Origin of the sequence: Microbacterium sp. BK668, assembly GCF_004362195.1 — a bacterium.
Classification (GTDB): Bacteria; Actinomycetota; Actinomycetes; order Actinomycetales; family Microbacteriaceae; genus Microbacterium.
This window is the reverse complement of the sequence record NZ_SNWG01000001.1, coordinates 1,133,459-1,155,668: the sequence shown is the minus strand read 5'-3', so window position 1 is coordinate 1,155,668 and position 22,210 is coordinate 1,133,459. Positions and strand designations below refer to the sequence as shown.

The following is a 22,210-nucleotide window of genomic DNA, read 5'->3' as shown; positions in this document are numbered from 1 at the left end:
GCATCCCCACATGTGGTGATCTTCGACGGGTCACCATGCACGGAGCCCCGGGTGGTTCGCCCGGGGCTCCTACTCAGCGGCGTCGACGCGCGAACAGCGCGCGGCGGACGCGGTGCAGGCGAGGCATGAGGGCGTAGATCACGATCGGGACGGCGACGGTGACCAGGATCAGCGTCCTCACGATCATCGGCAACGGGGCCAGCAGATCGCCGACAAGGAGATTGAGGATCGTGAGCGTGGGGAAGACGGCGATCCAGATCATGAGGGCGAGCTGGTGCGTGGTCGGCGGTGGAACCGGCTGGATGCCGGTGCGAGGATCGGATGATTCGGATGTGGACATGGGGGCCTCCTGGTTGGGATTCGGTGGGGTGATGAGGCGTGCGTTCACTGGTCTCGATGCAGCCGAAGGGCGGTGTCGAGGTCTTCCGCGACAAGATCGGCGTTGATCGCGATAGCGGCCGCGGACCCCTGGCCGGCGGCGGTGACGACCTGCGCTCGCGGATCGGCGGCGTTGCGTTCGGCACGCAGCAGCACGAGGGCGGCGTTGAGCCCGGCCGCGCCGCCACCGATCACCAAGATGTCGTAATTGTTCATAACCACAGGATCGGATTCCGCGCCGGACGACGGCAAAGTTCGTTGCCAATTTCGGGATTCCTCTGCACACTGACCGGGTGGACGCATCCGCCTCGATCGAATCCGCGTTGGAAGCCGTCGGACCGCGACTCAAACGCCTCCGTCAACACCGGGGCCTGACCCTCACGGCCCTCTCGGAGTCGACCGGCATATCGAAGAGCACGCTGTCACGCCTCGAGACCGGGCCACGCAGACCCAGCCTCGAACTGCTCCTTCCGCTCGCACAGGCACACCGCGTCCCACTGGACGAGCTGGTGGGAGCCCCGGACGTCGGAGACCCGCGGGTGCGGCTGAAGCCCCGGCGGGTGCACGGCCGAGTGGTCATCCCGCTCAGTCCGCGGCCGGGGCCGGTGCAGGCGTGGAAGATCCTGATCCCCGGCAGCCAAGTTCGCCCCGAACCGCGCGCGCATGAGGGCTACGAGTGGCTGTACGTATTGAGCGGGCGTATGCGGCTGATCCTCGGCAGCCGGGACCTGACGATCGCGGCCGGCGAGGTCGCGGAGTTCGGCACGCACGTGCCGCACTGGTTCGGCAGCGCCGACGGTGGCCCTGCCGAGGTGCTGAGCCTCTTCGGCAGTCAGGGCGAGCGGGCGCACGTGCGCACGGGCTAGTCCTGAAAGCCTGCCGTTTCCGATCGCGCGGCGCTGCCTGAGGAAGAGCCGAACTCCGCTGCGAAAGCCAGGAGGCGCGTACCGCTCAGGGCTCACCCTGTGCGAGCCCCCGGAATCATCGAATCGCTCCCTCCACAGGACCCGAACGACCGAACTTCAGCCGAACGGTTCGCGGTGAAATCGGCGGAGGCGGAACTGGGGCGGAATTCCGCGCCAGAACGGGAAGGGCACCATCCTCAAGGAGTGCAAACAAGGAGTCCCGCCGGTTCGCGGGGAGTTCGCTCTCACGGGACGAGAATGGGGCCGATACGAGGTCCGTCCGACCAGAAAAGCGCCGAACATCAGGGCTTTTCTGGCGGAGACGGAGGGATTTGAACCCTCGGTCCCCGTAAGGGGACTCCACCTTAGCAGGGTGGTGCACTAGGCCTGACTATGCGACGTCTCCAGGCATCCGCGAGCGACCGCGGATGCGCCCAGCCATCATAACCCGCCCGCGCCGATGGCAGAAAACGCCGGATGTAGGCGAGAAAAGACCGCACACCGATAAGGGATGCCGCGGTGAGCGTACGGCTGAACGCCTCCCATGACAACCCCGGTGTCGACACACGCGCCAGGCCATACCTTGCGGACATGAGTACAAACCCCCCTGATCCGCGGGAGCCCGTCTCGCGGGGTACCGATCCCGACCGCACCGTCGCCATGGACCAGCCGGCCCCCACCGACCGCCGCACCGACGCGGACGGCGACGGGTACGCCGACCGCCCGGCCCCCACCGACCGCCGCACCGACACCAACGGTGACGGCTACGCCGACCGCCCCGCCACCACCGACCGCCGGACCGACGCGAACGGCGACGGATACGCCGACCGCCCCGCCACCACCGACCGCCCCGTGTACGCCGGCGGCACGGACGCGGTCGTCGCACGAGACGACGTCGTGGCGCGCGAACGTGAGCGCTTCGGTGGCATGAAGTTCGGCTCCGCGTTCTTCGGATGGCTCGCGGCGATGGGACTCGTCGTCCTCCTCACCGCGATCGTCGCGGCGATCGGCGGAGCGGTGGGCATGACCTCACCGCAGACAGCGGAGGACGCGGCCGAGGCCGCCACCGACAATATGGGTGCAGCCACGATCATCGGCGCCGTCGTCATCGGCATCGTGCTGTTCGTCGGCTACTTCGCCGGCGGCTACGTCGCCGGGCGCATGGCGCGGTTCAGCGGGCTGATGCAGGGACTCGGCGTGTGGCTGTGGGCGATCATCGTCGCCATCGTCGTCGCCATCATCACGGCGATCGCGGGCGCGCAGTGGGACATCTTCGGCGCGCTGAACAGCTTCCCGCGGATCCCGGTCTCGTCCGACCAGCTGACACTCACCGGCATCCTGACCGCCGTCGGCGCGGCCCTCGTCACGCTCGCGGGCGCCCTTCTCGGCGGTCTCGCGGGCATGCGGTACCACCGTCGCGTCGACCGCGTCGGTCTCGGGCTCGAAGAGTAGACCCGAACCGAACCGGGTCCACCCAGCAGCGCCTCAGCGGCTCTTGACGTTGCCGTTCGAGCAGGTCTCCTGCGCGGCGGTCTGTCCCGCGATCGACGAGGGAAGCTCCGCCGCGGTCTCGGTCGGCGCCGACGTCTCGCCCGGCGTCGCCGAGGCCTCAGGCGCCGGCTCGACCGGAGTGGTGGGCTCGGCCGGAGTCGTCGGTTCGACGACCACGACCCCTTCGCCCTGACTCACCTCGCCGGTCAGCTCGAGGGGCTGGTTCGCCGCGATCGCCGTCCACAGCGCGTCGGCCGCCGAGGTGTTCGGCACCACGCGGTCGTTGTCGGCGGGGTCGTCGAGCACCGGGTACTGGATGAAGACGATCTCGTCGAAGGGCACGTTCTTGACCGCGAGCGCGATCTGCACCAGGGTCACCGGATTGGTGAGGCTCTGCGACGGCGTGATGTTGTCCACCGCCGTGGTGGCGAGCTTGTAGAGCGTCGCGGGGTTCGACAGCACCTCCTCGCTCACGAGCTTGCGGGCGAGGCGCGACATGTACTGCTGCTGGTTGGAGATGCGGCCCAGATCGCCGCCGTTGCCGACGCCGTGACGTGTGCGCAGGAACTGCAGGGCGTCGATGCCCTGGATGTTGCGCGTGCCCGCGGCCCAGTCGATCCCCGTGTACGGGTCCTTGATGCCGTTGGCGAGGCACACGTCGACGCCCCCCACGGCGTTGGTGATCTCGATGACCCCGCCCCACGTGACCTTCGCGGCGTACTGGATGTCGAGACCGGTCAGCTGCGAGACGGTCTTCACGACGCAGCCCAGGCCGCCGTAGGCATATGCCGTGTTCAGCATCTGCTTGCTCATGGGCGATGTCGTCGAACCGTCCTCCAGCGTGCAGGAGGGGATCGGAATCATGAGATCGCGCGGAAAGGAGATGACGGTGACGCGGCGCGGATTATCGGAGATGTGGACGAGCATGTTCACGTCGTTCAGCTCGCCCTCTGAATCCGCACCCGTGCAGCGGTCGCCGAAGTAACCGGCGTACTGCGGCTCGCAGGCATCCGTCCCCGCGAGGAAGAGGTTGACGCCGCCTTCGATCGCCCCGATGTCGGGCGGGACGGACTCCTGACCTTCGAGCTCGACGGCGTCCTGGGTGAAGCTCGACGTGATGTCGATCGCGGCATAGGCGGCGACGCCCGCGCCCGACACGAGCGCGACGGCGATGACGATGCCCAGGATCTTGAGGAGCTGCGAGAACGGATGCGGCGACGTGAGCGCACCGTGCCGCGCCACGGTGCGACGGCCCGGCGTCTCGGGCGTGGGCGTCTCGCTCACTCGGGTCCTCTCGGGGTGCGTCACATCCCTCCAGGCCCAGGCACGCCCGCCACCGTCAGAGGGCGGGGTGTCGGCTTCGACCTGAGGGACGAGTACTCAGAATCTCGTCGGAAAACCCACCCATACTCTCATGCGCATCTGTGGCGTCGCTGAACGCGCCGCCTCAGGCGAATGTGAGCTGGCCGCGAACGATGGAGTCGCCGGAGTGCGCGGGATCGCCGTCGACGGGCTCGAAGGAGATGTCGACGAGGTCGTACTCGGCGAGGTCCACGCCGGCGGGGATGGGGAACGAGCCCTTCGACCCGTCGAGCACGCCCAGGCTGATGAGGGCGCCCCCGTCGTTGCGGATGAGCCAGACCTCGCGATAGTCCGCCGACGAGGCGGCCCCATCGAGGGTCACCGTGAGCGTGCGACCGCCGTCGCGTGCTTCGTCGACCTCCGCCGTACCGACGGCCTGCGGATGGTCGGGGAACGCCTCGAGCGAGGCGGACGCGATCGAGGTCGGGGTCAGCGAGCCGACCCCCACCCACACTCCCCCGGCGATGACGAGGACGAAGGCGACGGATGCCGCGAGCGCCCACCATGCCCGCTGCGACCAGCGGCGACGGCGCGGTGCCGCGGAGGGGATGACGGATGCCGCCGCTTGGGTGTCGGCATCCGTCACCGGCCTCGACGGCCGCGCGGAAACGAGGTCTGCGGGGGGAGCGAGGGCGAGCACCGCGGCGTCGCCCAGGCCGAGCTCGTCGGCGATCCGGCCCCAGACGCGGGCGGGCGGGGCTTCGAGCTCCACCTCGTCCATGGTCGAGCGGGCCACGACGGCGGCGTGGGACATCTCGGAGACATCAGCGGCGCACTCCGCGCAGGAGGCCAAGTGTTCGCGGTCCTGGTCGGAGGCGACGGGCTCTCCCAGGGCGATCAGGGCGAGTTGCTCCGGGTCAAGGTGTGACACGCGTCACCTCCAATCGGTTGCGCATTCGGGTGAGACTTCGGCGGATGTGACTCTTGACGGTGCCGAGCGGCATCCCGAGCCGGCGCGAGATCTCTTCATGCGTCAGATCGTCGAAGAACGCCATCCGCATCACGGTCTGGGCGTCGGGCTCGAGCTGCTGCATCTCGTTGGCGACGAGCAGGGACTCGGACAGATCCGGGGGCTCGCGCACGAGGTCGTCGGGGTTTGTGAGCCGCTCCATCTCGGCCTGGAGGGCGCGGATCTTGGCGCGCGACTCGTGCATGTCGGCGATGCGGCGGCGCGCGATGGCGACGAGCCACGTGGACAGCCGGGCCTTCGTCGCGTCATAGCTCGCTCGCGAGGTCCAGGCCGAGACGAACGTGCGCTGCGTGACGTCCTCGGCATCGCCGCGATCGCCGAGGGAGCGGAGCGCGAGCGTGAAGACCACGGGCGACCATCGCCGGTACACGTCCGCGAGCGCGCGCTCGTCGCCCGCCACGAACCGCGCGTTGAGCTGGGCCTCGGCATCCGACGCCCGCTCGAGTGCGGCATCCGGCTCCACGGGTCCCCCGCCTCTCATGATTGCGGCCTCGCGATTGCCACCACGTTATCCCTGTAATGGCCCGTTGCGCTGTCGAAGGGCCCGCCGCACGTGATGATGACGAGCGCGGGGTCGCCTTCGCGGGCGAAGAGGTCGCCGGTCGGGAGCGCGGTCTTCTCGTAGTAGGTGAGGGATTCCACGACCCAGGTGCGGGCCGTTCCGTCGGCGCCCGCGACCACGATCGGCGCGCCGACGGACACATCCCGCAGTCGGGCGAGCGGGCCGATCGGGTAGTCGATGGCGTCGACGTGAGCGGCGAGGACGACGTGTCCCGCGGTGGCGGCGGCATCCGGTCCGTACCGGTACCAGCCGGCCACGGCGGGATCGACGGGAAGCTCCATCTGACCGTTCGGCTCGACGCCGACATCGGTGACCGGCATGTCGACGCCGAGCGCGTCGATGACGAGTCGGGTCGGCGCGACCGCCGCGGTGGGCGGCGTCAGCTCCGCCGAGGTGACGGGGACGTCGACCGCAGCGGTGGGAGGCGGTGGTGCGGGTGCGGAGGTGGATGGCGATGGGGAGGGTGCAGACACCCCCGCACCCGCGGGCGCGCAGGCAGTGAGGCACGCCGCGAGGACCGCGCCGATGAGGGTGGCCATCGCCCGCCCGTCCCGGCCGTGCTCTCGCGGCGTGCCCCGGCGCATCAGCGGCGCGCCTCCTGCCGGCGCCGCATCACCAGCGCGGTGGCTGCCGCGGCGGCGATGGCGAGGGCGCCCGCGCCCGCCAGAGCGATGTACGACATCGTGGCGTCGCGCTCGGCGAGGTATCCGGCCGTTCCCGAGGGGACTCCGCCCGGGTTCGAGTGCCCGACCGAGACGGTCTGGGTGGCGAGGGCGAGGTTCTCGTCCTCGGCGCTGCCCCACGCGTACACGATCGTCAGGACGCCGTCCTGGATCTGCACGTCGGTCGGCCCGAGCACCGGCTCGGTCGTGCCGGCGAGGGCGACGGATGCCGAGACCGTGCTCGCGGGAAGGTTGAGCGTGGCCTCGTTCGGGTTGGTCAGGTCCTCGATGACGGGCGTTCCGCCGGCGAGCACGTCGACCGCGGGGGCGGCTGCGATGTGCCGGACGGTCAGCCGGCCCTGACCGGCTTCGGTGGTCGCCGTGTCGTTCGTGAACAGCTTGAGCGAGTTCGCACCATCCGCGCTGAGGTATGCCGCGGCGGTGTAGTTGACGCCGGCGGCCAGCGGGAGGGTCGCGGGACCGAGGATCGGCGCACTCGCGTCGGCGGCATCCGATGCCGTCACCGCGACCTCGTAGTCGCCCGCGGGGAGCGCGAGCGGGCCGGCGAGCTGGCCGGGCTCGAAATTGTCGAGCGTCAACTCGCCGTTGACGTAAACGTCGACGGTGACACCGGGGATTCCGTGAAGAACCGAGAGCTGAGCCTCAGAGCCCGTGCTCGCGGACGCGGGGACGGCGAACCCGAGGGCGGCAATCAGGCCGACCGCGAGGCCGGCGGCTGCTGTCTTGCGCACTGTCTTCCTCCTTTTTCATGAGCGGTCGGTCGCCGCCCTTCGGAAGTGCCTTCCCGGGCAGGGACGGTTTCGGATGCACCGGGTTCGGATTTCTTCGACGGATGCCTCGCCCGAGCCTGCGGCGCCGGCATCCCGGAAAGGAATTCCCCGCTGCTGCATCCGGCCGCGGCATCCCGCCGGAAGAACTGTTCAGCGCACGGATCCGCGCGCGTTCCTCGATGAAGGAGAGAAACGATGAACAAGATCACCCGCGCATCACTGGCCGCGGTGGCGGCCGCCGCGCTGGCGTTCGCTGCCACACCCGCCCACGCCACAGGCGGCGGCACTCCGTCGGGCAACATCGTCGACGTCGCGGTCGCGGCATCCGGCGGCGGAACCCCCGACAGCAACCCCTGGGACTACGACATCCTCGTGCAGGCCGTGCTGGCCACCGGGCTCGCGCCGGTCCTGTCCGACGGGTCGACCAACTTCACGGTGTTCGCCCCCAACGACCGTGCGTTCCTCCGCCTCGTGCAGGACGTCACCGGTGTCGCGCCGGCGTCCGAGGCTGAAGCCCTCGCGACGATCACGACGGCCTACAGCGGCGACCAGATCAAGAACGTCCTGCTCTACCACGTGGTGCCTGGCCAGAAGCTCGGCCCGCTGCGCGTCCTGACGGCGGGCTCGCTCACGATGGCCAACGGCGGCACCGTCCAGCCGCGCGCCGTGACCCTTCGCGACGAGACTCCCGCTCTGACCGACCCGCGCCTGGTGCTCTGGAAGATCAACATCCAGGCGTCGAACGGCGTGATCCACACGATCGACCGCGTGCTGGTGCCCGCGTCGCTCTGACCTCCCCCAGGGACCCCGCTCGCCGCTTGGTCCTGTGCGCGGCGAGCGGGGCCGGAACACCTCGCACTTCGGCGGGGACACGGCGAAAGGGTTCGACATGAAGACCAAGGTCATCCAGTCCCGCTGGTTCGAGTACGACCACTACGGCGACGCCGACGTGCTGCACGAACGCACCGAGGTGCTGCCGCCGCCCGGTGACGGCGAGGTCACCGTCGAGGTGCTCACCACCTCGATCAACCACATGGAGGTCTTCCTGCGCAACGGGAAGGAATCGACCTGGTCCGACGACCCGTGGCCGCGGCGATCCGGCAGCGACTTCGCCGGCATCGTCGTCGCCGCGGGTCCGGGCGCCCGATTCCGCTTGGGAGCTCAGGTGATCGGCCACGTGCGCACCGGGGCGCACGCTTCGCACCTGACCGTCCCCTCCGAAGCGCTCGTCCTCAAGCCGGCGAACGTCATGTGGGAGGTCGCGGGCGCCCTCTACCTCGCGGGCGCCACCGCCCTCGACACCCTCGACCAGCTCCGGATCGGCCCGGGCGACACGATCGTCGTCTCGGCTGCGGCGGGCGGGGTGGGAAGCCTGCAGACGCAGCTCGCCAAGCACCGCGGGGCGCGTGTCATCGGCACCTGCGGCGATCGCAACTTCGACTACCTCCGCCAGCTCGGGATCACCCCGGTGCGCTACGGCGACGGCATCGCCGATCGCATCCGCCGCGTGGCGGGTGGGCCGGTGACGGCGTTCGTCGACAATTTCGGCAAGGACGGGCGGGAGCTCGCGGAAGAGCTGGATGTGCCGGAGTCGCGCTACCGCTCGAGCGCCGACCGCCGCGACGTGGAGCTGAGCCTGCTCCAGGAGGACGCCGATTCCGTCGCGCACGGGACGTCGCAGCTCGAGCGCCTCGCCCAGCTCGCGCACGCGGGAGCCTTCCGGCTGCTCATCTCGGGCCTGTACCCGCTGGCCGACATCATCGTGGCCTACGAGGATCTCGCGCACATGCACTCCCGCGGCAAGGTCGTGCTGGCGACCCGTCCGGTCACGACCTATCGGACGATCAAAGCCCGTGAGATCCACGAGGCGATGACCGGAGGATATGCGGCCTGAACCGGGTGGCGCGCGGCGCGGGAACCGACCGCCGCGGCCGCGAAACAGGGACCGTCGATCCCTGGGTGAACGCGCCCTGAATGCGCCCGCGGAACGCGCGCAGCATGGAGGACACCGACCACGAAGGAGACCCTCCATGCCCCACGCACTCGACATCCCCGTTCCCGATCTGTCCGGCGCGCGGGCTCTCGTCACCGGCGCAAGCGACGGCGTCGGCTTCGAGATCGCAGCGCGCCTGGCGCGCGCGGGCGCACAGCTCGTCATGCCCGTCCGCAGCGAAGCCAAGGGCGCAGCGGCCGCTGACCGGATCCGCGAACGCGTGCCTGGCGCGCGCATCCACCTCGGCGCCCTCGACCTGGCGTCCCTCGACTCGGTCGAGGGCTTCGCCGACGCGCTGCTGGCCCAAGGCGAACCGATCGACATCCTGATCGCCAACGCCGGCGTGATGGATCCGCCGACTCGCCAGCTCACCGTCGACGGCAACGAGCTGCAGTTCGCAACGAACCACCTCGGCCACTTCGCGCTCGTCGGCCGACTGCTGCCGCTCCTTCGCGCCGGTCGCGGGCACGTGACGACTCAGGTGAGCGTCGCCGCGAGCCGGGGCGAGGTCAGGTGGGACGACGTGAACTGGGAACGCGACTACGACCCCATGAAGGCGTACCGGTCCTCGAAGATCGCGGTGGGACTGTTCGCCAGGGAGCTGCAACGGCGGTCGGATGCCGCGGGCTGGGGCCTGCGCAGCAACCTGTCGCACCCCGGCATCACGCCGACGAACCTCCTCTCCGCGCAGCCGGGCATGGGGCGGTCAGAGGACACGACGGCGGTGAAGGCCATCCGGTGGATGTCGCGCCGCCGCATCCTCGTCGGCACTCCGGCCTCTGCAGCGCTGTCGGCGGTCCACGCCGCGACGAGTCCGCAGGCGCAGGGCGGCCGGCTGTACGGCCCGAAGGGGCTGGGCCATCTCGGCGGGCTGCCGGCAGAGCAGTCGCTGTATGCGCCGCTGCGCAGCGCGAGCGACGCGACCCGGGTATGGGAGCTGTCGGAGCAGCTCACCGGCATCCACGTCCCGGTGTGAGGCGGGTGATGCTCACGCACGGATCCTCGGTCCCTGGCTAAGCCTCGCCGGGTGCCGGAGACTCGCCTCATGGACAGAGAGCAGCTGGCCGACTTCCTCCGGCGCCGCCGTGAGGCGCTGCAGCCCGAGGACCTCGGGCTGCGGCGCGGCCCGCGCCGCCGTACCGCCGGATTGCGTCGTGAGGAGGTCGCCACCCTCAGCGACATGTCGACGGACTACTACACCCGGCTGGAGCAGAGCCGGGGGCCGCAGCCGTCGGAGCAGATGCTTGCAGCGATCGCCCGGGGGATGCGGCTGACCCTCGACGAACGGGACCATCTGTTCCGCCTGGCAGGCCACACGGCGCCGGCGCGGGCGCTGCGCAGCGAGCACGTGTCCCCCGGTCTCATGCGCGTGCTCGACAGGCTCGCCGACACGCCCGCCCAGGTGATGACCGAGCTCGGCGAGACGCTCGCCCAGACCCCGGCCGCACGCGCGCTGTTCGGTGACGAGACGCGGTTCCAGGGGATGATGCGCAGCGTCGGCTACCGCTGGTTCATGCACCCCCCTGCACGGGACGTCTATCCTGCCGAAGACCATCCCGCCCTGTCCCGCGCCTTCACCGCCGACATCCGAACGGTCTACGCCAAGAACGGCGCCCGCTCCCGGGCAGGGGCCATCGTCCAGGCGCTGCTCGCGGAGAGCCCGGAGTTCGCGGCGCTGTGGGAGTCGCATGAAGTGCGATCCACGCACCCCCGCGAGAAGCGACTCCAGCACCCCGAGGTCGGCGTGATGGACATGCAGTGCCAGATCCTCATCGACCCCGAGCAAGGGCAGACCCTCCTCGTCCTCACGGCCACCCCCGGCACCGAGAGCTACGAGCGCCTGCAGCTGCTCGCGGTCATCGGAACCCAGGAGATCTCCTCCGGCAGGTGACGGATGCCGCTGCGCGTCAGGTCTCTCCTTCGTCCGCGTCGCGCGCATCGGCCGCGCGAGCGATGAGAACGGGCTCCTCTTCGAGGCACAGGTCGATGATGCTGCGCAGCAGCCCTCCCAGGCTGGTCGCGTTCAGCAGACGGAACCGGTCGTACTCGCCGAGCGGAGCGATCGCGGCGAGCTGCCACGACGACTCCACCGGATCCTCGGAGAGGGCGGTCCCGGCATCCCAGCGTCCTTCGCCGAGCGCGGAAGCGAGGGCGGCCAGCCGACGCACGACCCGCTCCGCCTCGCGGTGCAGCGGGGCGAGCGCGTCATCCCACACGAGCGGAGAGATCATGGAGACGTCGGCGACCGGATGCGGGTCGTCCTGGCGCCAGCTGTCGACCGTGATGCGCTCGCGGCCCAGCGCCACCACGTACAGGTCCGCGGCGCCGGCTTCGATCTGCAGGATGCGGGCCATCGTGCCGACCGAGGCGCGCTGATCCCCACCGCCCGCCTCGAGCCCGCGCTCGATGAGCACCACTCCGAACTCGGGCTCGTCGAGGTCGAGCAGACGCCCCATCATCGTGAGGTAGCGGGGCTCGAACACCCTCAGCACCAGCGGCGTGTAGGGGAAGAGCACGCTGCCGAGCGGGAACATCGCCACCCCGTCCATGCGCCCAGTCAATCACCCGGACGTGGTGTCCTGGGCCGCGACGGCTCCGAGACGGACGTGCACACCAGGTAGCCCCGAGTGCGCGGTCCACGCCGGCGCAGGTCAGACGCCTACAGGGTGAGAGCGCTCGGCAGACGCGTCTCGAAGTCGAGGACGTTGACCCACTCGGGGACGACCCGGATACGACACATCGGCCGGCCGCGGAGCTGCCCGACCCACGCTCGCCCTTGTTCCTCGCCGAAGTACCGTTCCGCCGCAGCGGCGTACTCGGGCGCGACATCGTCGAGCATCTCCATCTCGGCGCGTCCTCGGATCGACAGCACGCGATACGGCCATCCATCTGTGTCGATGGTGACCGCGACGTCCGGCCGCTCACCCAGCACCTTCAGCTTGGGTGCGCCCGGTGGACTGGCCACAACCACGTACCGACCGTCCCAGTGGAACCACATCGGCACGACTCGGGGGGTCCCATCGGACCAGGTGTACGCGAATCTCGCCAGCACGGGCGCCGCGAGAAGCTGCTGCGCAACCGGATCTTCCAGCAAGGTCACATCGTGGGTAGACACGCTCATCATCCGCTCCTTCGCAGATGCCGACACATCGACGTTATCCCCGCCGGCCGTCGATCGGAATGGGGTACGTCGGCGTCCGGACGCTTACTCTTCGGCGAATGAGACGAGCGATGCGGGCGTTGCCCATCTCCATCGTCTCGGTGATGATCGGTGTGGCCCTGTTGGAACGGTGGGAGTGGACATGAGCGGCGAGTGGCATCGTAAGCACCTCGGAGACGACGTACCGGAGCAAGCTCCCGGCGAGGAGACGATCCTCGGCGCCGCAGGCGACGAGGTTCCCCCGGGCGGAGTCGTCGCCGGCTCCTTCAACCAGGAGTTTCCCGGCGCGGACCCCTACGCGGGAATCCCCGCCGATGAAGTCGGTCTACCGCCGCTGAGCGAGGCCGAGCAGGAGGCGGTGGCTCGCGAGGCCGACAGGATCGCGGACGAGATGGGTTCGAACCCGGACCTCTGAACGGGCTCAGTTTCGCCCGGATCGTCCGGCCGGCCGACTTCCTCGCCCGCTTCGCCGGCGACGACGACGCGGGTGAGGCTCGCCATCGGTGAGAACCTCACGACGCCCGCGGTCGGATCAGATCGGATCGGACCGCGATAGTAGGGTGCCGTTCGAGATGCTCCGGAAGGGTGGATCCCGAAGGGAGAGTCGTGATCGCTGAACTGAACCGACTCGTCGCCCACGTCGAGGAGCATCTGACCGAAGATCTGGACGTGACGGCCGTGGCATCGCGGCTCGGCACGACCGAGTACCACCTGCGGCGTATGTTCTCATCGCTGGCCGGGATTCCGCTCTCCGAGTACGTCCGGCGCCGGCGCATGACGGTCGCCGTCGCGGACGTCCTCGGGGACGGCGATCTGCTCGGGATCGCCGTGCGGTACGGCTACGGGTCGACCGAAGCATTCGGGCGCGCATTCCGCTCGGTGCACGGCGTCAGCCCCGGCGATGTCCGGCGAGATGGTGGCCCCCTTCGCACACAACCGCAGATCAGGTTCCGCCTGACCGTCGAAGGGAACATCACCATGGACGCTCGAATCACCGACCGACCGGATTTCCGGCTCGTGGGTCACGCCGCTCGCGTGCCTCTGATCCACGAGGGCATCAACCCGCAGATCCAGGCGCACATCGCCTCGCTGCCTGTCGCGGAGCACGCCCGCCTCAAAGACCTGAGCAACACCGAACCGGCCGGTCTGCTCCAGGTGAGCGCCGACGTCGACCCCGACTACCAAGAGGGAAGCGAGCTCACCTACGTGCACGGCATCGCCGTCACCGACGGCACCCGCGTGCCCGACGACCTCGACGTCATCGAGGTTCCCGCCGGCGCCTGGGCGGTGTTCCGCATCGAAGGCGACTATCCCGCCGCCCTGCAGTCGGCGTGGGCCGCCACGGCGACCGAATGGTTCCCATCCAATCCATGGCGGCTGCGGCCGGGGCCCTCGATGGTCGGCATGCTCGCCCGCTCAGACGATTTCAGTAGCGCTACCTGCGAACTGTGGTTGCCGGTGGAGCGCGCGTAGTCTTCTCAGCGCTTCGTACTCGTCCTGGGGATGTGTCGAACTCATCTCTGCTCCGGTTCGGCATCCGCCGGGATGCCGGTGAGACCTCGGCGCGTGGCCCGCTCAGCGCTTGCCCTTGAGGTGGGCTTTGGCTTCCTTCTCGATGAGGACGGGGACGAAGTCGCGGACTTTCGCCCCGTCGAAGCCTGCCCGGGCCTTCTCGATCGCGTCGACGATCGTCTGGCGAGACGCCTCCGGGAAACGCTCCTGAAGCCGTTCGGCGATCTCCTCCATCGCCTTCGACTCGTCGATCGCCTTGTCTCTTGCCATCGGGTGCCTCTCGGACGGGTCGGGACGTCCTCTGGCCGCCGACTCTACCGAATGCGGGCGAATCCGACACCGGGGGGCGGCCGGGAGGCTCCCGGATGCCGGTGCTCGACACCGTCGGCGAGCGCGGCAGGAGGGCTCAGCCACCGTGATACCCACACTCTTCACGGAAGGGGTCCGTGCGCCGCAAGGCGCGGTCCCGCATGCCCACCCAGACAGCGCCACCGGCCGTCGGAACGCACCCAGATCTGAGTCATCGGCATCCGGTACTCGCTTCGTCCGGCCTGCGTGCTCACATCATCCGTGACCGAACATCGCAGAACGGCGGCGTCGCCGACAACGGTGACCGTGATCTCTGTCAACGTCTGGGCGTGCCAGCGCGTCGGCCCGCCGACATTCGCGGCCAGGTAGCCATCGCGGTCGAACCGCTCCCCGGTGTGCGTCGTCCAGCCGAACTCCGGGTGCAGCAGCACCATGAGGGCACGCTCGTCGCCCGCCGCGAGCGCAGCGGCGCGAGCCTCAGCTGCCTGGAGGACCTCGTCTCGAGCGGCCACCCGTTCATTCTCGCGTCGGAGGAAGGCGACCCGATAGGGCACAGGGAGACCGTTGACCCCGCCGACGATGCGGGTGTCGTTCGCGCGAGTGGTCCGCCGGGCAGAAGCCGCAGAGAAGGGGTGGGATGCATCCGAGACGACGTCGCGGGATGCCCCGGACCGCGGTCGCAGCCCACCCCTCCACCGCAGGCGGATCTCAGACCCGGTTCAGCAGAGTTCGACGCGATCGAACCGACCGAACGGGTCGAGGTACAGCTTGTCGTAGCCGGCGCGCAGCGTCGTGCACGCCTGGTCCGGACCCCACGCCATGACGACCTTGATGCGCTTGTCTCTGGCACACGTGTTCCAGACGTAGACGTGTCCGGAACTGTACTCCCAGGCTTTCACGCAGTCCGGTGCGAGCTCACCCGCCGACGCGGGCGCCGCGACACCGAACACGACCGTTCCGGCGAGCAAGGCCGCGGCGCTGGCGGCTGCGGTCAACCGGCGCCACGGGCGTGACCTCGATGGCTTGCCCATCACGGTCTCAGCAGAGCTCCACGCGGTCGAGCCGGCCCAGCGGGTCATCCCACTCGGCGCCGCCGCCGGCGGGGATCGTCCAGCAGGCGAGGTCGGGGCCCCAGGCCATCACGACTTTGATGCGCTTGGAGTTGGCGCAATCGTTCCGCACGCGGACGTCTCCGTCCGACAGGGTCCACGCCTTCACACAAGCGGGGGCCAAGGTACCCGCCGACGCAGGAGCGGCGACACCGACCACCCCCGCACCCACCAGCAAGGCGGTGCCACTGATCATTGCCGTGATCCGGCGTCGTGCCATCGAGTTACCCACACAGACCTCCTTCGGTCGTCCTGCGGCTCGCCCGTCAGGCGCACCGTCCTGCCACGCTAGGCGGCGGCATCCGCGCCAGGCAGTCCCCATTCGGGGGACAGCCACCGCCCTCCGGTTCGTGGTAGGGCGTGCCGCTGGGATGCGTGCGGGGCCGGCTGTCGACGCTCCGCGAGTGCCTACTTCCTGCCGCCGAAGAGCCCGCCCAGCAGTCCGCCGATGTCGATGCCGCCTGCGGACGACCCGCCGCCCGAGCCGCTGCCGCCCAGCAGTCCGCCGATGATGTCGCCGATGCCGCCCCCGCCGGCGCTGGTGCCGGATCCCGCCCCGCCGGAGGTGCTGCCCTGCTTCTTCGCGATCAGCCCGAGCACGATCGGCGCCAGGATCGGCAGCAGCTTGCCGAAGTCGATGCCCGCCGTCTGCGGCTCCGACGTGAGCTTCTGCGCCACAGCCTGCTGCTGGTCGCCGAAGATGTGCCCGAGGATCTTCTGACCGTCCGCGGTGTCGACGCTGTCGACATCCACTGTTCCCTCTCCGATGGTGCCCGAGTGCTTGTCGAGTGCGTTCAGGATCGACTGCGAGCCTTCGGGCGTCTGCGCATTCCGCTGAAGACCGGTCAGGATCGTCGCGCCGCCCTCCTGGATCGCCTGCCGCGCAACGCTCGGGTCTACACCGAGCTTGGCGGCGATCTCATTCACCGGCAGTGAATTCAGGATCTCGTCGTTCCCGTCCATGATCGTCTCCGCACTGCGAGGTGGTTGGTCCCCGCTCCTCCGTCACGGTAGTGACGGGCGGTGAGACCGAGCCAGGGCTTGCGAGAACCGGGCGAGGATGCTGGGATTCGGGCGCGAGCGAAACCCCCGGCGTCCGCGCTGATCGACCCCGAGTCCAGGCGATCGTGACGATCCGGCGTCAGCTGCCGAGTTGGGCGTTCCGCGCAGGTGGGGTTGGATGGTGGCGCCCGTGACGGAAGGTGGGAAGCCGGATGCCGGACTGGTTGACCATCGTCCTCGGTATCGTCGGCGGCATCGTCCTGCTCTGGGTGGTGCTGCTGGTCGTGCTGTGGATGCAGCAACGACGCGCCGACTCGGACGTGGACTGGCGGTCCATCGTGCGACTGGTGCCCGACGTCATCCGTCTGGTGAAACGGCTGGCCGGTGACCCGACCGTTCCGCGCGCGACCCGCTGGTGGCTGCTCGGTCTGCTCGGGTATCTGCTTCTGCCCATCGATCTCGTGCCCGACTTCATTCCGGTGCTGGGCTACGCCGACGACGCGATCATCGTCGCGATCGTTCTGCGGTTCGCGATCCGGCACGCCGGCATGGACGCCATCGAACGCCACTGGCCCGGCACCCCCGCGAGCCTGCGCAGCGTCCTCACTCTCGCCGGCTACGACAAGGAGCAGGGAGAGCATCAGAGCCCTCGCACCGACCGTTAGCTAGTGGACGGACGGGGGCCAGCGATGCACGCGCCACTCGTCCCACGTGACGAATCCGGATGGCGGCGGGTCGATGGGCTCGCTGCCGTCGAGCTCGCCGGCGCTGGGGACGTCGATCGCGGCCGCCCAGCGGGCGAGCTCCTCGTCCGACATCGGCCAGGTCGCGTCAGGGTTCTCCGCCTGCCGCAGGTCGAGCCGTCTGCGCTGCTCGTGCGCGGTGAGCCGGTAGTAGCGCAGCTCGCACGCCGCGCCGCGGTCCGCTGCAGCCTGACGCAGCGCAGAGCGCTCGTCCTTGCCCCACAGGCCGAAGTCGATGATCACATCGAGTCCCAGTTCCAGCGCTCTCAGGCCGATCTCGACGAGCCTTCCCTCGATGACATCCGACGCGGAAGAGGGGTTCGCCGTTCCGTACAGGGCCTTCATCCACTCGTCCTTCGTGAGACGCAGCGCGCCACGCTCGACCTCGATCCGACGGGCATCGGTGGTCTTGCCGGTGCCCGGCAGCCTGATGGTCAGGAAGAGAGTCGGCCGCGACATCCGCATCCGCCCTTTCACGATCTCGTCGACGAAGAAGCTGCGAGCAGCCGGCATCCACTCGATTCGCGCTGCGGAGCCGGGGGACTTGCCACTCAGCCCGACTTCCGCCACACCGAGACGTGGCTCTCGCTCTCAGCGGTGAATGGATGCCGCTGCCAGTCGGCGTATCGCGCGACGAACTCCAGCCCCGCGAGCTGCGCCATGAGATCGCACTCCGAGGGCCACGCGTAGCGGAAGTTGCTGGCTCCGTAATGCACGGCGCCATCGTCGGTGCGCCGATAGTGATGCGAGGTTCCCTGCTGCGTGACCGGATCGAGAGTGTCCATACCGACGTGATGATCGCTGACGTCGAAGGGCACCGCCGTCTGACCCGGAGGCATCCGGCGCAGAGAAGGGACCCCCAACTCGATGACGAACAAGCCCCCCGGTTCGAGGTGACCGGCCGCGTTGCGGAAGCAGGCGACCTGCTCCGCCTGCGTCCGCAGGTTGCCGAGCGTATTGAACACGAGGTAGACGAGCGAGAACTCCCCCTCGACGACAGTCGTCGCCATGTCTCCGACGGTGACGGGAAGGCGATCCGGGCCGATCTTCTCACGCAGCCGATCCGTCATCGGCTGCGAGAGCTCGATGCCGTGAACGGGAACCCCGCGCTCCAGCAGTGGGATCGCAACCCTTCCCGTCCCGACCGCGAACTCGAGCGCGCGTCCCTCCCCCGCCATCTCGCTGAGGAAATCGACCACCGGGTCGAGGACTGCGGGCGCGAACATCTCGCCTGCGTCGGCGTCATAGTGTGCCGCGTCTTCCGCGGTCCAGTAGTCGCTGCTCACCACGGCTGCACGCTACACCGTGGCCCGGCCTCGGGCTTCAGGTGACGAGCCCGTGGGTCATTCCACCGGGGTCAGCCTTCGGCTGAGCTCACCGGCGGTGACCGATCCTTCGCGGGGAAGCGGGGTGATTACCTCGTTCCAGCGCTGCCGCGTCTGGATCGCCCAGAACCAGGCGAACACGATCAGGCCCGCGAACTCGCCGACCATCACTTCCGGGAAGCCCGGGAACAGATCCTCGAAGCCGATCCACGCGAACACACTCAGCCCGACGAGGAACAGGATGTCGAGTGCCATCGCCACCGCCAGACCCTTGTACCAGCGCTTCTGCCGCGGAGTCGGCGGAGTGCGGTCCTCGGGATCGTCGTCACGAGAACCGCGGATCCACACCACGAGCGCGAATGCCGCGAAAAAGAGGAACGTCGCAAGGTAGTGGATGCTGACGCTCCAGCCGCCGAGGCGGATGTACGGGAATGCGTCGTTCCACACGAAGGTGAGGACGAAGAGGGCGAGGGCGGTGATGACGGCGGTCACGGGCACGAGCAGCGCGAACGGCTTCCGCTTCGCGTTCCTGCTACGTACGAACCACATCACCGCGAGGATCACGGCCACGGCGAAGATGTACGTGAGCACCGCGTTCTGCACGTCAGGCAGTGCGGCCTTCGGAAGACACTCCACCTCGTTCACCTCGCACGTGAACGTCGTCAGTCCCTGTTCGGTCTTCTTCATGTCCGTCGGCACGATCGCGATCAGAGGCCCGAAGATAGCGGCGAAGTCGAGCAGCGTCGACGGGCTGGGAACGTTGATGTTCCAGCGTCCGAACAGCCGGATGGATGCTGCGCCCCCTCGCCCGTTGAGCACGAGCATCGCGACGGACGCCGCGATGAGCACTCCGACCAGCACGTTCCGGGCGGGTGTCCAGTAGTAGTAGCTGATCGATCCCTTCAGATAGTTGCCCGCGACCGAGGCGATGGTCACGCCGATGAGAAGGGCTCCGACGGCGAAGACGAACGATAGTCGCAGATATCGATGGGTCTTCAGTGCCGTCGTCACGAACTCCGGCGGTTCGTCTTCCGGCCTCGGTCGTGACGCACGCGCCCCACCAGTCGTCGCTGTCATGGCTGCTCCCTCGCAGTAGAAGGACTCGCCGCGACGCCTGCCACGATCGCCGCTGTCACGGCTTGCGCTCACCCCCAGCGGAGCGCCTGGCGTCATGGTACCGCTGCCCATCGGGTGTCGACAGGCCCCCGCGACCGCGCGGGGGCGAGACTGGGTGGATGACGCCTCCTGACCCGCGGCTCGAGGCCGCGGTTGCGGCGAGCCGGAGCTGGTACGACGACGTGATGGAGCTGCACGGCGTCCCTGTCTCCGTGGCCGACGGGCTCTGGGTCGCGGGCGGGCCTGTGCCGCTGTTTCATTCGTCGGTGCTCGCTCTTCGGCCTGGAATCGACGCGCATGCCGCTGCAGAGGCGAGCCGGGCGCGGCGGCGAGGCGGACTTCCCGGCGGCGGCGTCGCGGACTGCTTCGCAGATCTCGAGCTGGCCGGGCACGGGTTCGAGGAGCTGCTCGAGGCGAAGTGGATCCACCGCACAGCCCCGGAACCGGGTCTCGCCGAGGAATGGACCGAGCTCAACGACGCGCGCGACCTGGATCGATGGAGCGAGCTGCACGACTACGTCGGCGTGCTGCCCGAGGCCGCGCTGAGGCATCCGCGCTTCCGAATCCTCGGGCGGTTCGCCGACGGACGCCTTATCGGTGGCGCTGTCACGCATCAGCCTCCCAGCGGGGACGTCGTCGGAGTGTCGAACGTGTGGGAGCGCCCCGGCACCGACCCCGATTGGCTCGGATTGCTCGCCGCGATCGGCCGATCGCATCCGGGCCGCGCCATCGTGGGCTACGAGCGCGACGCCGACCTCGCGCGGGCTCTCGCCGTCGGCTTCGAGATCGTCGGCACGCACCGCGTGTGGGTGCCGGCACCATTTGCGCCGGCGTAGTGACCGGTGATGCGCACCGGCCGAACCCGAAACCGGGCTAGGCCCCCGGTCTCGCGCCGTCGCGCGAATACGGCAGGGCGGATTCTGATGGTCGATGCAACATGACGTTGTTTGGGAAGGCTATCGGACCGGTGTGGCGAGGGTGCGGGCGGCGTTGAATCGTGAGGCGGGGGTGTCGTAGTCGAGCTTCTTGCGGGGTCGGGAATTGAGCTCGTTCATGACTTGTGCGACGTGCTTGGCGCTGTGGTGCGAGAGGTCGGTTCCTTTCGGAAAGTACTGGCGTAGCAGCCCGTTGAAGTTCTCATTCGCGCCTCGCTGCCAGGGGCTGGAGCGGTCGGCGAAGAACACGGGGACGCCGGTCGCGCGGGTGAGTTCGGCGTGGCCGGCCATCTCGACGCCCTGGTCCCAGGTGAGTGTGCGCTTGAGGTGACTGGGGAGTCGACGGAAGGCGCGGGTGATCTCCGCGGTGACGGTGGCGGAGGTGTGGTCGAGGGGGAGGTTGATGACGATGCCGTAGTGAGTGACGCGCTCACGCAAGGTGATCATCGCGGAGGCGGACCCGGTGCCGAGGATCAGGTCGCCTTCCCAATGGCCGGGAACGATCTTGTCCTCGACGTCGGCGGGGCGCTCGTGGATCATCATCATGTTCCGGATGCGCGAGGTGCCGGTGACGTGATTGTGACGCCAGCGGTTCTTGCGGATGCGGCGACCAGTGCGGAGTTTGGTCGCGTAGCGCTTGTGCAGTCCGGTGTCTTCGCGGGTGAGCAGGGCGCGGTAGATCGTCTCGTGGCAGATCCGCATGCCTGTGTCGGCCGGGTAGGTCTTGCGTAGCCATCCGCTGATCTCCTCCGGGGACCAGCATCTGTTGAGCTTGCGCTGGACCAGTTGCCGGAGTCGATTGTTGACGGCCAGTTTCGGGGTCTTCGGTCGGGCTCGCTGCAGGTGGGCGGCGTGGTCGGCGGTGGCGGGAAGGTAGTTCCCGTCGGCTGTAGCGTGGCGACGCAGCTCCCGGCTGACCGTCGACGGGGAGCGACCGAGGTGTTCCGCGATCTTCCTGATCGAGAACCCGAGCCGGCGCAGATCCGCGATCGTCACTCGCTCCCGCAGCTCCAGATAGCGGCTGGGCCCACGATGGAGGCCCGTCTGCGGTGGGATGCGGTCCTGGGCTTGCCTACGGATCTCACCCCCGGCTCGGCGTGACATGCCGAGAATTCTGCAGGCCTCCGTGTTGGTCACGCCCTCGCGTGTCAGCTGCCAGTACCGCTCGGTCAGCTCCTGCTTCCTCCTCAGCGTTCCGTGGAGCGCGGTGGCCTGTTCGACATGACGGGCCGCGGTCGCCAACGCGATCCGGCGGGCGGCAGCAGCTTCGCTCTGCCGAACTCGAAGCCGGGCTTGCCAGTGCCGCTCGAGCCTCTCGGCGCCTCCGGCACGGAGCCGCAGTCTTCGAGCGCACTCCTCAACGCTCACCCGGTCAGCGCGCAGCAGATCGAATCGGCGCTGGATCCACCGCTGCCCGGTCGCGTGGGAAACACCGGCTGCGTGACTGGCCGCGGTGATCGTCATGCCCGATTCGAACGCGTCCCAGAACCGCGCCTCGATCGCTTCGGCAACAGCAAGGTGATGCCGCAGCCGCGGATGATCAACCAAGGCTTCCCACTCGGGGATGTAACCGGTCCGCACCCCCATCTCCGCGACCGCCGCCGCCGAATCCAGACCCGAACGACGCAACTGCAGGTACCGGTCGCGCAGCAGGCGATACAAGCTGCCCTTACCGACCCCCGCCATGCGGGCCGACTTTCTGAGACTCTCACCCGACTTCACCGCAGCCAGAAGCCGCACCGCGGTAGGCGAGGACAGGGCCAGATACATCAGCAACCACCTCCAGCAGAGGTGTTGCATCGATCAATTGAATCCGGTGCAGGCTCATCGCGCCGGTCAGCGCGCCGCCTATCCGGGCACGTCGGATTCACGGTGCGTCAACGAC

28 protein-coding genes and 1 tRNA gene are annotated in these 22,210 nt (G+C 69.0%); 10 read left to right on the top strand and 19 right to left on the bottom strand.

The window, feature by feature from the left end; genetic code table 11:
* Window positions 1-73 precede the first annotated feature (73 nt).
* Window positions 74-340 carry a hypothetical protein gene (locus EV279_RS05085; protein ID WP_133541800.1) on the bottom strand — a complete coding sequence of 89 codons (267 nt, stop codon included), beginning with the start codon at window positions 338-340 and terminating at the stop codon, window positions 74-76.
* Window positions 341-384: 44 nt separating this feature from the next.
* Complete coding sequence (locus EV279_RS16910; RefSeq protein ID WP_208109471.1) at window positions 385-594, bottom strand: hypothetical protein; 210 nt, start codon at window positions 592-594, stop codon at window positions 385-387.
* Window positions 595-671: 77 nt separating this feature from the next.
* Between EV279_RS16910 and EV279_RS05075 the strand changes: the two genes are divergently transcribed.
* A complete protein-coding gene (locus EV279_RS05075; RefSeq protein WP_133541799.1) occupies window positions 672-1,244 on the top strand; it encodes an XRE family transcriptional regulator in 573 nt (190 codons plus the stop codon).
* 353 nt (window positions 1,245-1,597) lie between these two features.
* On the opposite strand, the gene EV279_RS05070 is transcribed toward EV279_RS05075, so the two are convergent.
* A tRNA-Ser gene (locus tag EV279_RS05070) sits at window positions 1,598-1,689 on the bottom strand.
* A gap of 185 nt (window positions 1,690-1,874) precedes the next feature.
* Between EV279_RS05070 and EV279_RS05065 the strand changes: the two genes are divergently transcribed.
* Window positions 1,875-2,735: a hypothetical protein gene (locus tag EV279_RS05065; protein WP_243728444.1), complete on the top strand. Its 861-nt coding sequence runs from the start codon at window positions 1,875-1,877 to the stop codon at window positions 2,733-2,735.
* A 33-nt stretch (window positions 2,736-2,768) separates the two neighbouring features.
* On the opposite strand, the gene EV279_RS05060 is transcribed toward EV279_RS05065, so the two are convergent.
* The 5 genes from EV279_RS05060 to EV279_RS05040 all read right to left on the bottom strand — a co-directional run bounded on the left by EV279_RS05060 (window position 2,769) and on the right by EV279_RS05040 (window position 7,082).
* Window positions 2,769-4,058, bottom strand: a complete 1,290-nt coding sequence (locus tag EV279_RS05060) for an LCP family protein (protein WP_133541798.1) — start codon at window positions 4,056-4,058, stop codon at window positions 2,769-2,771.
* A 163-nt stretch (window positions 4,059-4,221) separates the two neighbouring features.
* Window positions 4,222-4,890: an anti-sigma factor gene (locus EV279_RS05055; RefSeq protein WP_243728443.1), complete on the bottom strand. Its 669-nt coding sequence runs from the start codon at window positions 4,888-4,890 to the stop codon at window positions 4,222-4,224.
* Between the two features lie 103 nt (window positions 4,891-4,993).
* Window positions 4,994-5,587, bottom strand: coding sequence for a sigma-70 family RNA polymerase sigma factor (locus EV279_RS05050; RefSeq protein WP_133541796.1), 594 nt, complete (start codon window positions 5,585-5,587; stop codon window positions 4,994-4,996).
* The gene (locus EV279_RS05045; protein WP_133541795.1) at window positions 5,584-6,207 is read right to left on the bottom strand and encodes a class F sortase; all 624 of its coding nucleotides are present in this window, start codon (window positions 6,205-6,207) and stop codon (window positions 5,584-5,586) included. Before EV279_RS05045 ends, EV279_RS05050 begins: the two co-directional genes overlap by 4 nt.
* A gap of 44 nt (window positions 6,208-6,251) precedes the next feature.
* Complete coding sequence (locus EV279_RS05040) at window positions 6,252-7,082, bottom strand: DUF4397 domain-containing protein (protein WP_133541794.1); 831 nt, start codon at window positions 7,080-7,082, stop codon at window positions 6,252-6,254.
* Window positions 7,083-7,316: 234 nt separating this feature from the next.
* Here EV279_RS05040 and EV279_RS05035 point away from each other — a divergent pair, with 234 nt between their 5' ends.
* From EV279_RS05035 to EV279_RS05020, 4 genes are all read left to right on the top strand, one after another.
* The gene (locus EV279_RS05035) at window positions 7,317-7,913 is read left to right on the top strand and encodes a fasciclin domain-containing protein (RefSeq protein WP_133541793.1); all 597 of its coding nucleotides are present in this window, start codon (window positions 7,317-7,319) and stop codon (window positions 7,911-7,913) included.
* Window positions 7,914-8,010: 97 nt separating this feature from the next.
* Entirely contained in the window at window positions 8,011-9,015 is a 1,005-nt protein-coding gene (locus EV279_RS05030; protein WP_133541792.1) for an NADP-dependent oxidoreductase, read from the top strand.
* A 136-nt stretch (window positions 9,016-9,151) separates the two neighbouring features.
* Entirely contained in the window at window positions 9,152-10,090 is a 939-nt protein-coding gene (locus EV279_RS05025; protein ID WP_133541791.1) for an SDR family oxidoreductase, read from the top strand.
* Between the two features lie 69 nt (window positions 10,091-10,159).
* Window positions 10,160-11,005 carry a helix-turn-helix transcriptional regulator gene (locus EV279_RS05020; RefSeq protein WP_133541790.1) on the top strand — a complete coding sequence of 282 codons (846 nt, stop codon included), beginning with the start codon at window positions 10,160-10,162 and terminating at the stop codon, window positions 11,003-11,005.
* A 16-nt stretch (window positions 11,006-11,021) separates the two neighbouring features.
* On the opposite strand, the gene EV279_RS05015 is transcribed toward EV279_RS05020, so the two are convergent.
* Together EV279_RS05015 and EV279_RS05010 are read right to left on the bottom strand one after the other, a co-directional pair.
* Window positions 11,022-11,663 carry an LON peptidase substrate-binding domain-containing protein gene (locus tag EV279_RS05015; protein WP_133541789.1) on the bottom strand — a complete coding sequence of 214 codons (642 nt, stop codon included), beginning with the start codon at window positions 11,661-11,663 and terminating at the stop codon, window positions 11,022-11,024.
* Between the two features lie 110 nt (window positions 11,664-11,773).
* Entirely contained in the window at window positions 11,774-12,235 is a 462-nt protein-coding gene (locus EV279_RS05010) for a pyridoxamine 5'-phosphate oxidase family protein (protein WP_133541788.1), read from the bottom strand.
* A 181-nt stretch (window positions 12,236-12,416) separates the two neighbouring features.
* Here EV279_RS05010 and EV279_RS05005 point away from each other — a divergent pair, with 181 nt between their 5' ends.
* Both EV279_RS05005 and EV279_RS05000 read left to right on the top strand, forming a co-directional pair.
* A complete protein-coding gene (locus tag EV279_RS05005) occupies window positions 12,417-12,689 on the top strand; it encodes a hypothetical protein (RefSeq protein WP_133541787.1) in 273 nt (90 codons plus the stop codon).
* 191 nt (window positions 12,690-12,880) lie between these two features.
* Window positions 12,881-13,747, top strand: a complete 867-nt coding sequence (locus tag EV279_RS05000) for an AraC family transcriptional regulator (protein WP_133541786.1) — start codon at window positions 12,881-12,883, stop codon at window positions 13,745-13,747.
* A 102-nt stretch (window positions 13,748-13,849) separates the two neighbouring features.
* Here EV279_RS05000 and EV279_RS04995 read toward each other — a convergent pair whose 3' ends face one another.
* The 5 genes from EV279_RS04995 to EV279_RS04975 form a co-directional block, all read right to left on the bottom strand.
* On the bottom strand, window positions 13,850-14,056 hold the full coding sequence (locus tag EV279_RS04995) for a hypothetical protein (protein ID WP_133541785.1): 207 nt from the start codon (window positions 14,054-14,056) through the stop codon (window positions 13,850-13,852).
* A gap of 161 nt (window positions 14,057-14,217) precedes the next feature.
* The gene (locus tag EV279_RS04990; RefSeq protein WP_166644446.1) at window positions 14,218-14,607 is read right to left on the bottom strand and encodes a nuclear transport factor 2 family protein; all 390 of its coding nucleotides are present in this window, start codon (window positions 14,605-14,607) and stop codon (window positions 14,218-14,220) included.
* 207 nt (window positions 14,608-14,814) lie between these two features.
* Entirely contained in the window at window positions 14,815-15,090 is a 276-nt protein-coding gene (locus EV279_RS04985) for a hypothetical protein (RefSeq protein ID WP_133541783.1), read from the bottom strand.
* A gap of 43 nt (window positions 15,091-15,133) precedes the next feature.
* Window positions 15,134-15,313 (bottom strand): hypothetical protein, encoded by a 180-nt coding sequence (locus EV279_RS04980; protein ID WP_133541782.1) that lies wholly within the window; start codon window positions 15,311-15,313, stop codon window positions 15,134-15,136.
* Between the two features lie 299 nt (window positions 15,314-15,612).
* Window positions 15,613-16,167 (bottom strand): DUF937 domain-containing protein, encoded by a 555-nt coding sequence (locus tag EV279_RS04975; protein ID WP_133541781.1) that lies wholly within the window; start codon window positions 16,165-16,167, stop codon window positions 15,613-15,615.
* 251 nt (window positions 16,168-16,418) lie between these two features.
* On the opposite strand from EV279_RS04975, the gene EV279_RS04970 reads away from it, so the two are divergent.
* A complete protein-coding gene (locus EV279_RS04970) occupies window positions 16,419-16,871 on the top strand; it encodes a DUF1232 domain-containing protein (RefSeq protein WP_133541780.1) in 453 nt (150 codons plus the stop codon).
* Here EV279_RS04970 and EV279_RS04965 read toward each other — a convergent pair whose 3' ends face one another.
* Genes EV279_RS04965 through EV279_RS04955 form a run of 3 tightly spaced genes read right to left on the bottom strand, consistent with a single transcriptional unit; the run spans window position 16,872 to window position 19,285 of the window.
* The gene (locus tag EV279_RS04965; protein WP_243728442.1) at window positions 16,872-17,462 is read right to left on the bottom strand and encodes an ATP-binding protein; all 591 of its coding nucleotides are present in this window, start codon (window positions 17,460-17,462) and stop codon (window positions 16,872-16,874) included.
* A 38-nt stretch (window positions 17,463-17,500) separates the two neighbouring features.
* Window positions 17,501-18,238 carry a class I SAM-dependent methyltransferase gene (locus EV279_RS04960; protein ID WP_133541779.1) on the bottom strand — a complete coding sequence of 246 codons (738 nt, stop codon included), beginning with the start codon at window positions 18,236-18,238 and terminating at the stop codon, window positions 17,501-17,503.
* A gap of 54 nt (window positions 18,239-18,292) precedes the next feature.
* Window positions 18,293-19,285 (bottom strand): hypothetical protein, encoded by a 993-nt coding sequence (locus EV279_RS04955; protein ID WP_133541778.1) that lies wholly within the window; start codon window positions 19,283-19,285, stop codon window positions 18,293-18,295.
* Window positions 19,286-19,509: 224 nt separating this feature from the next.
* Here EV279_RS04955 and EV279_RS04950 point away from each other — a divergent pair, with 224 nt between their 5' ends.
* Entirely contained in the window at window positions 19,510-20,226 is a 717-nt protein-coding gene (locus tag EV279_RS04950) for a hypothetical protein (RefSeq protein ID WP_133541777.1), read from the top strand.
* A gap of 120 nt (window positions 20,227-20,346) precedes the next feature.
* Here the strand turns inward: EV279_RS04950 and EV279_RS04945 are convergent, their stop codons facing one another.
* Window positions 20,347-22,095 (bottom strand): IS30 family transposase, encoded by a 1,749-nt coding sequence (locus EV279_RS04945; protein WP_133541776.1) that lies wholly within the window; start codon window positions 22,093-22,095, stop codon window positions 20,347-20,349.
* Window positions 22,096-22,210: the final 115 nt, after the last annotated feature.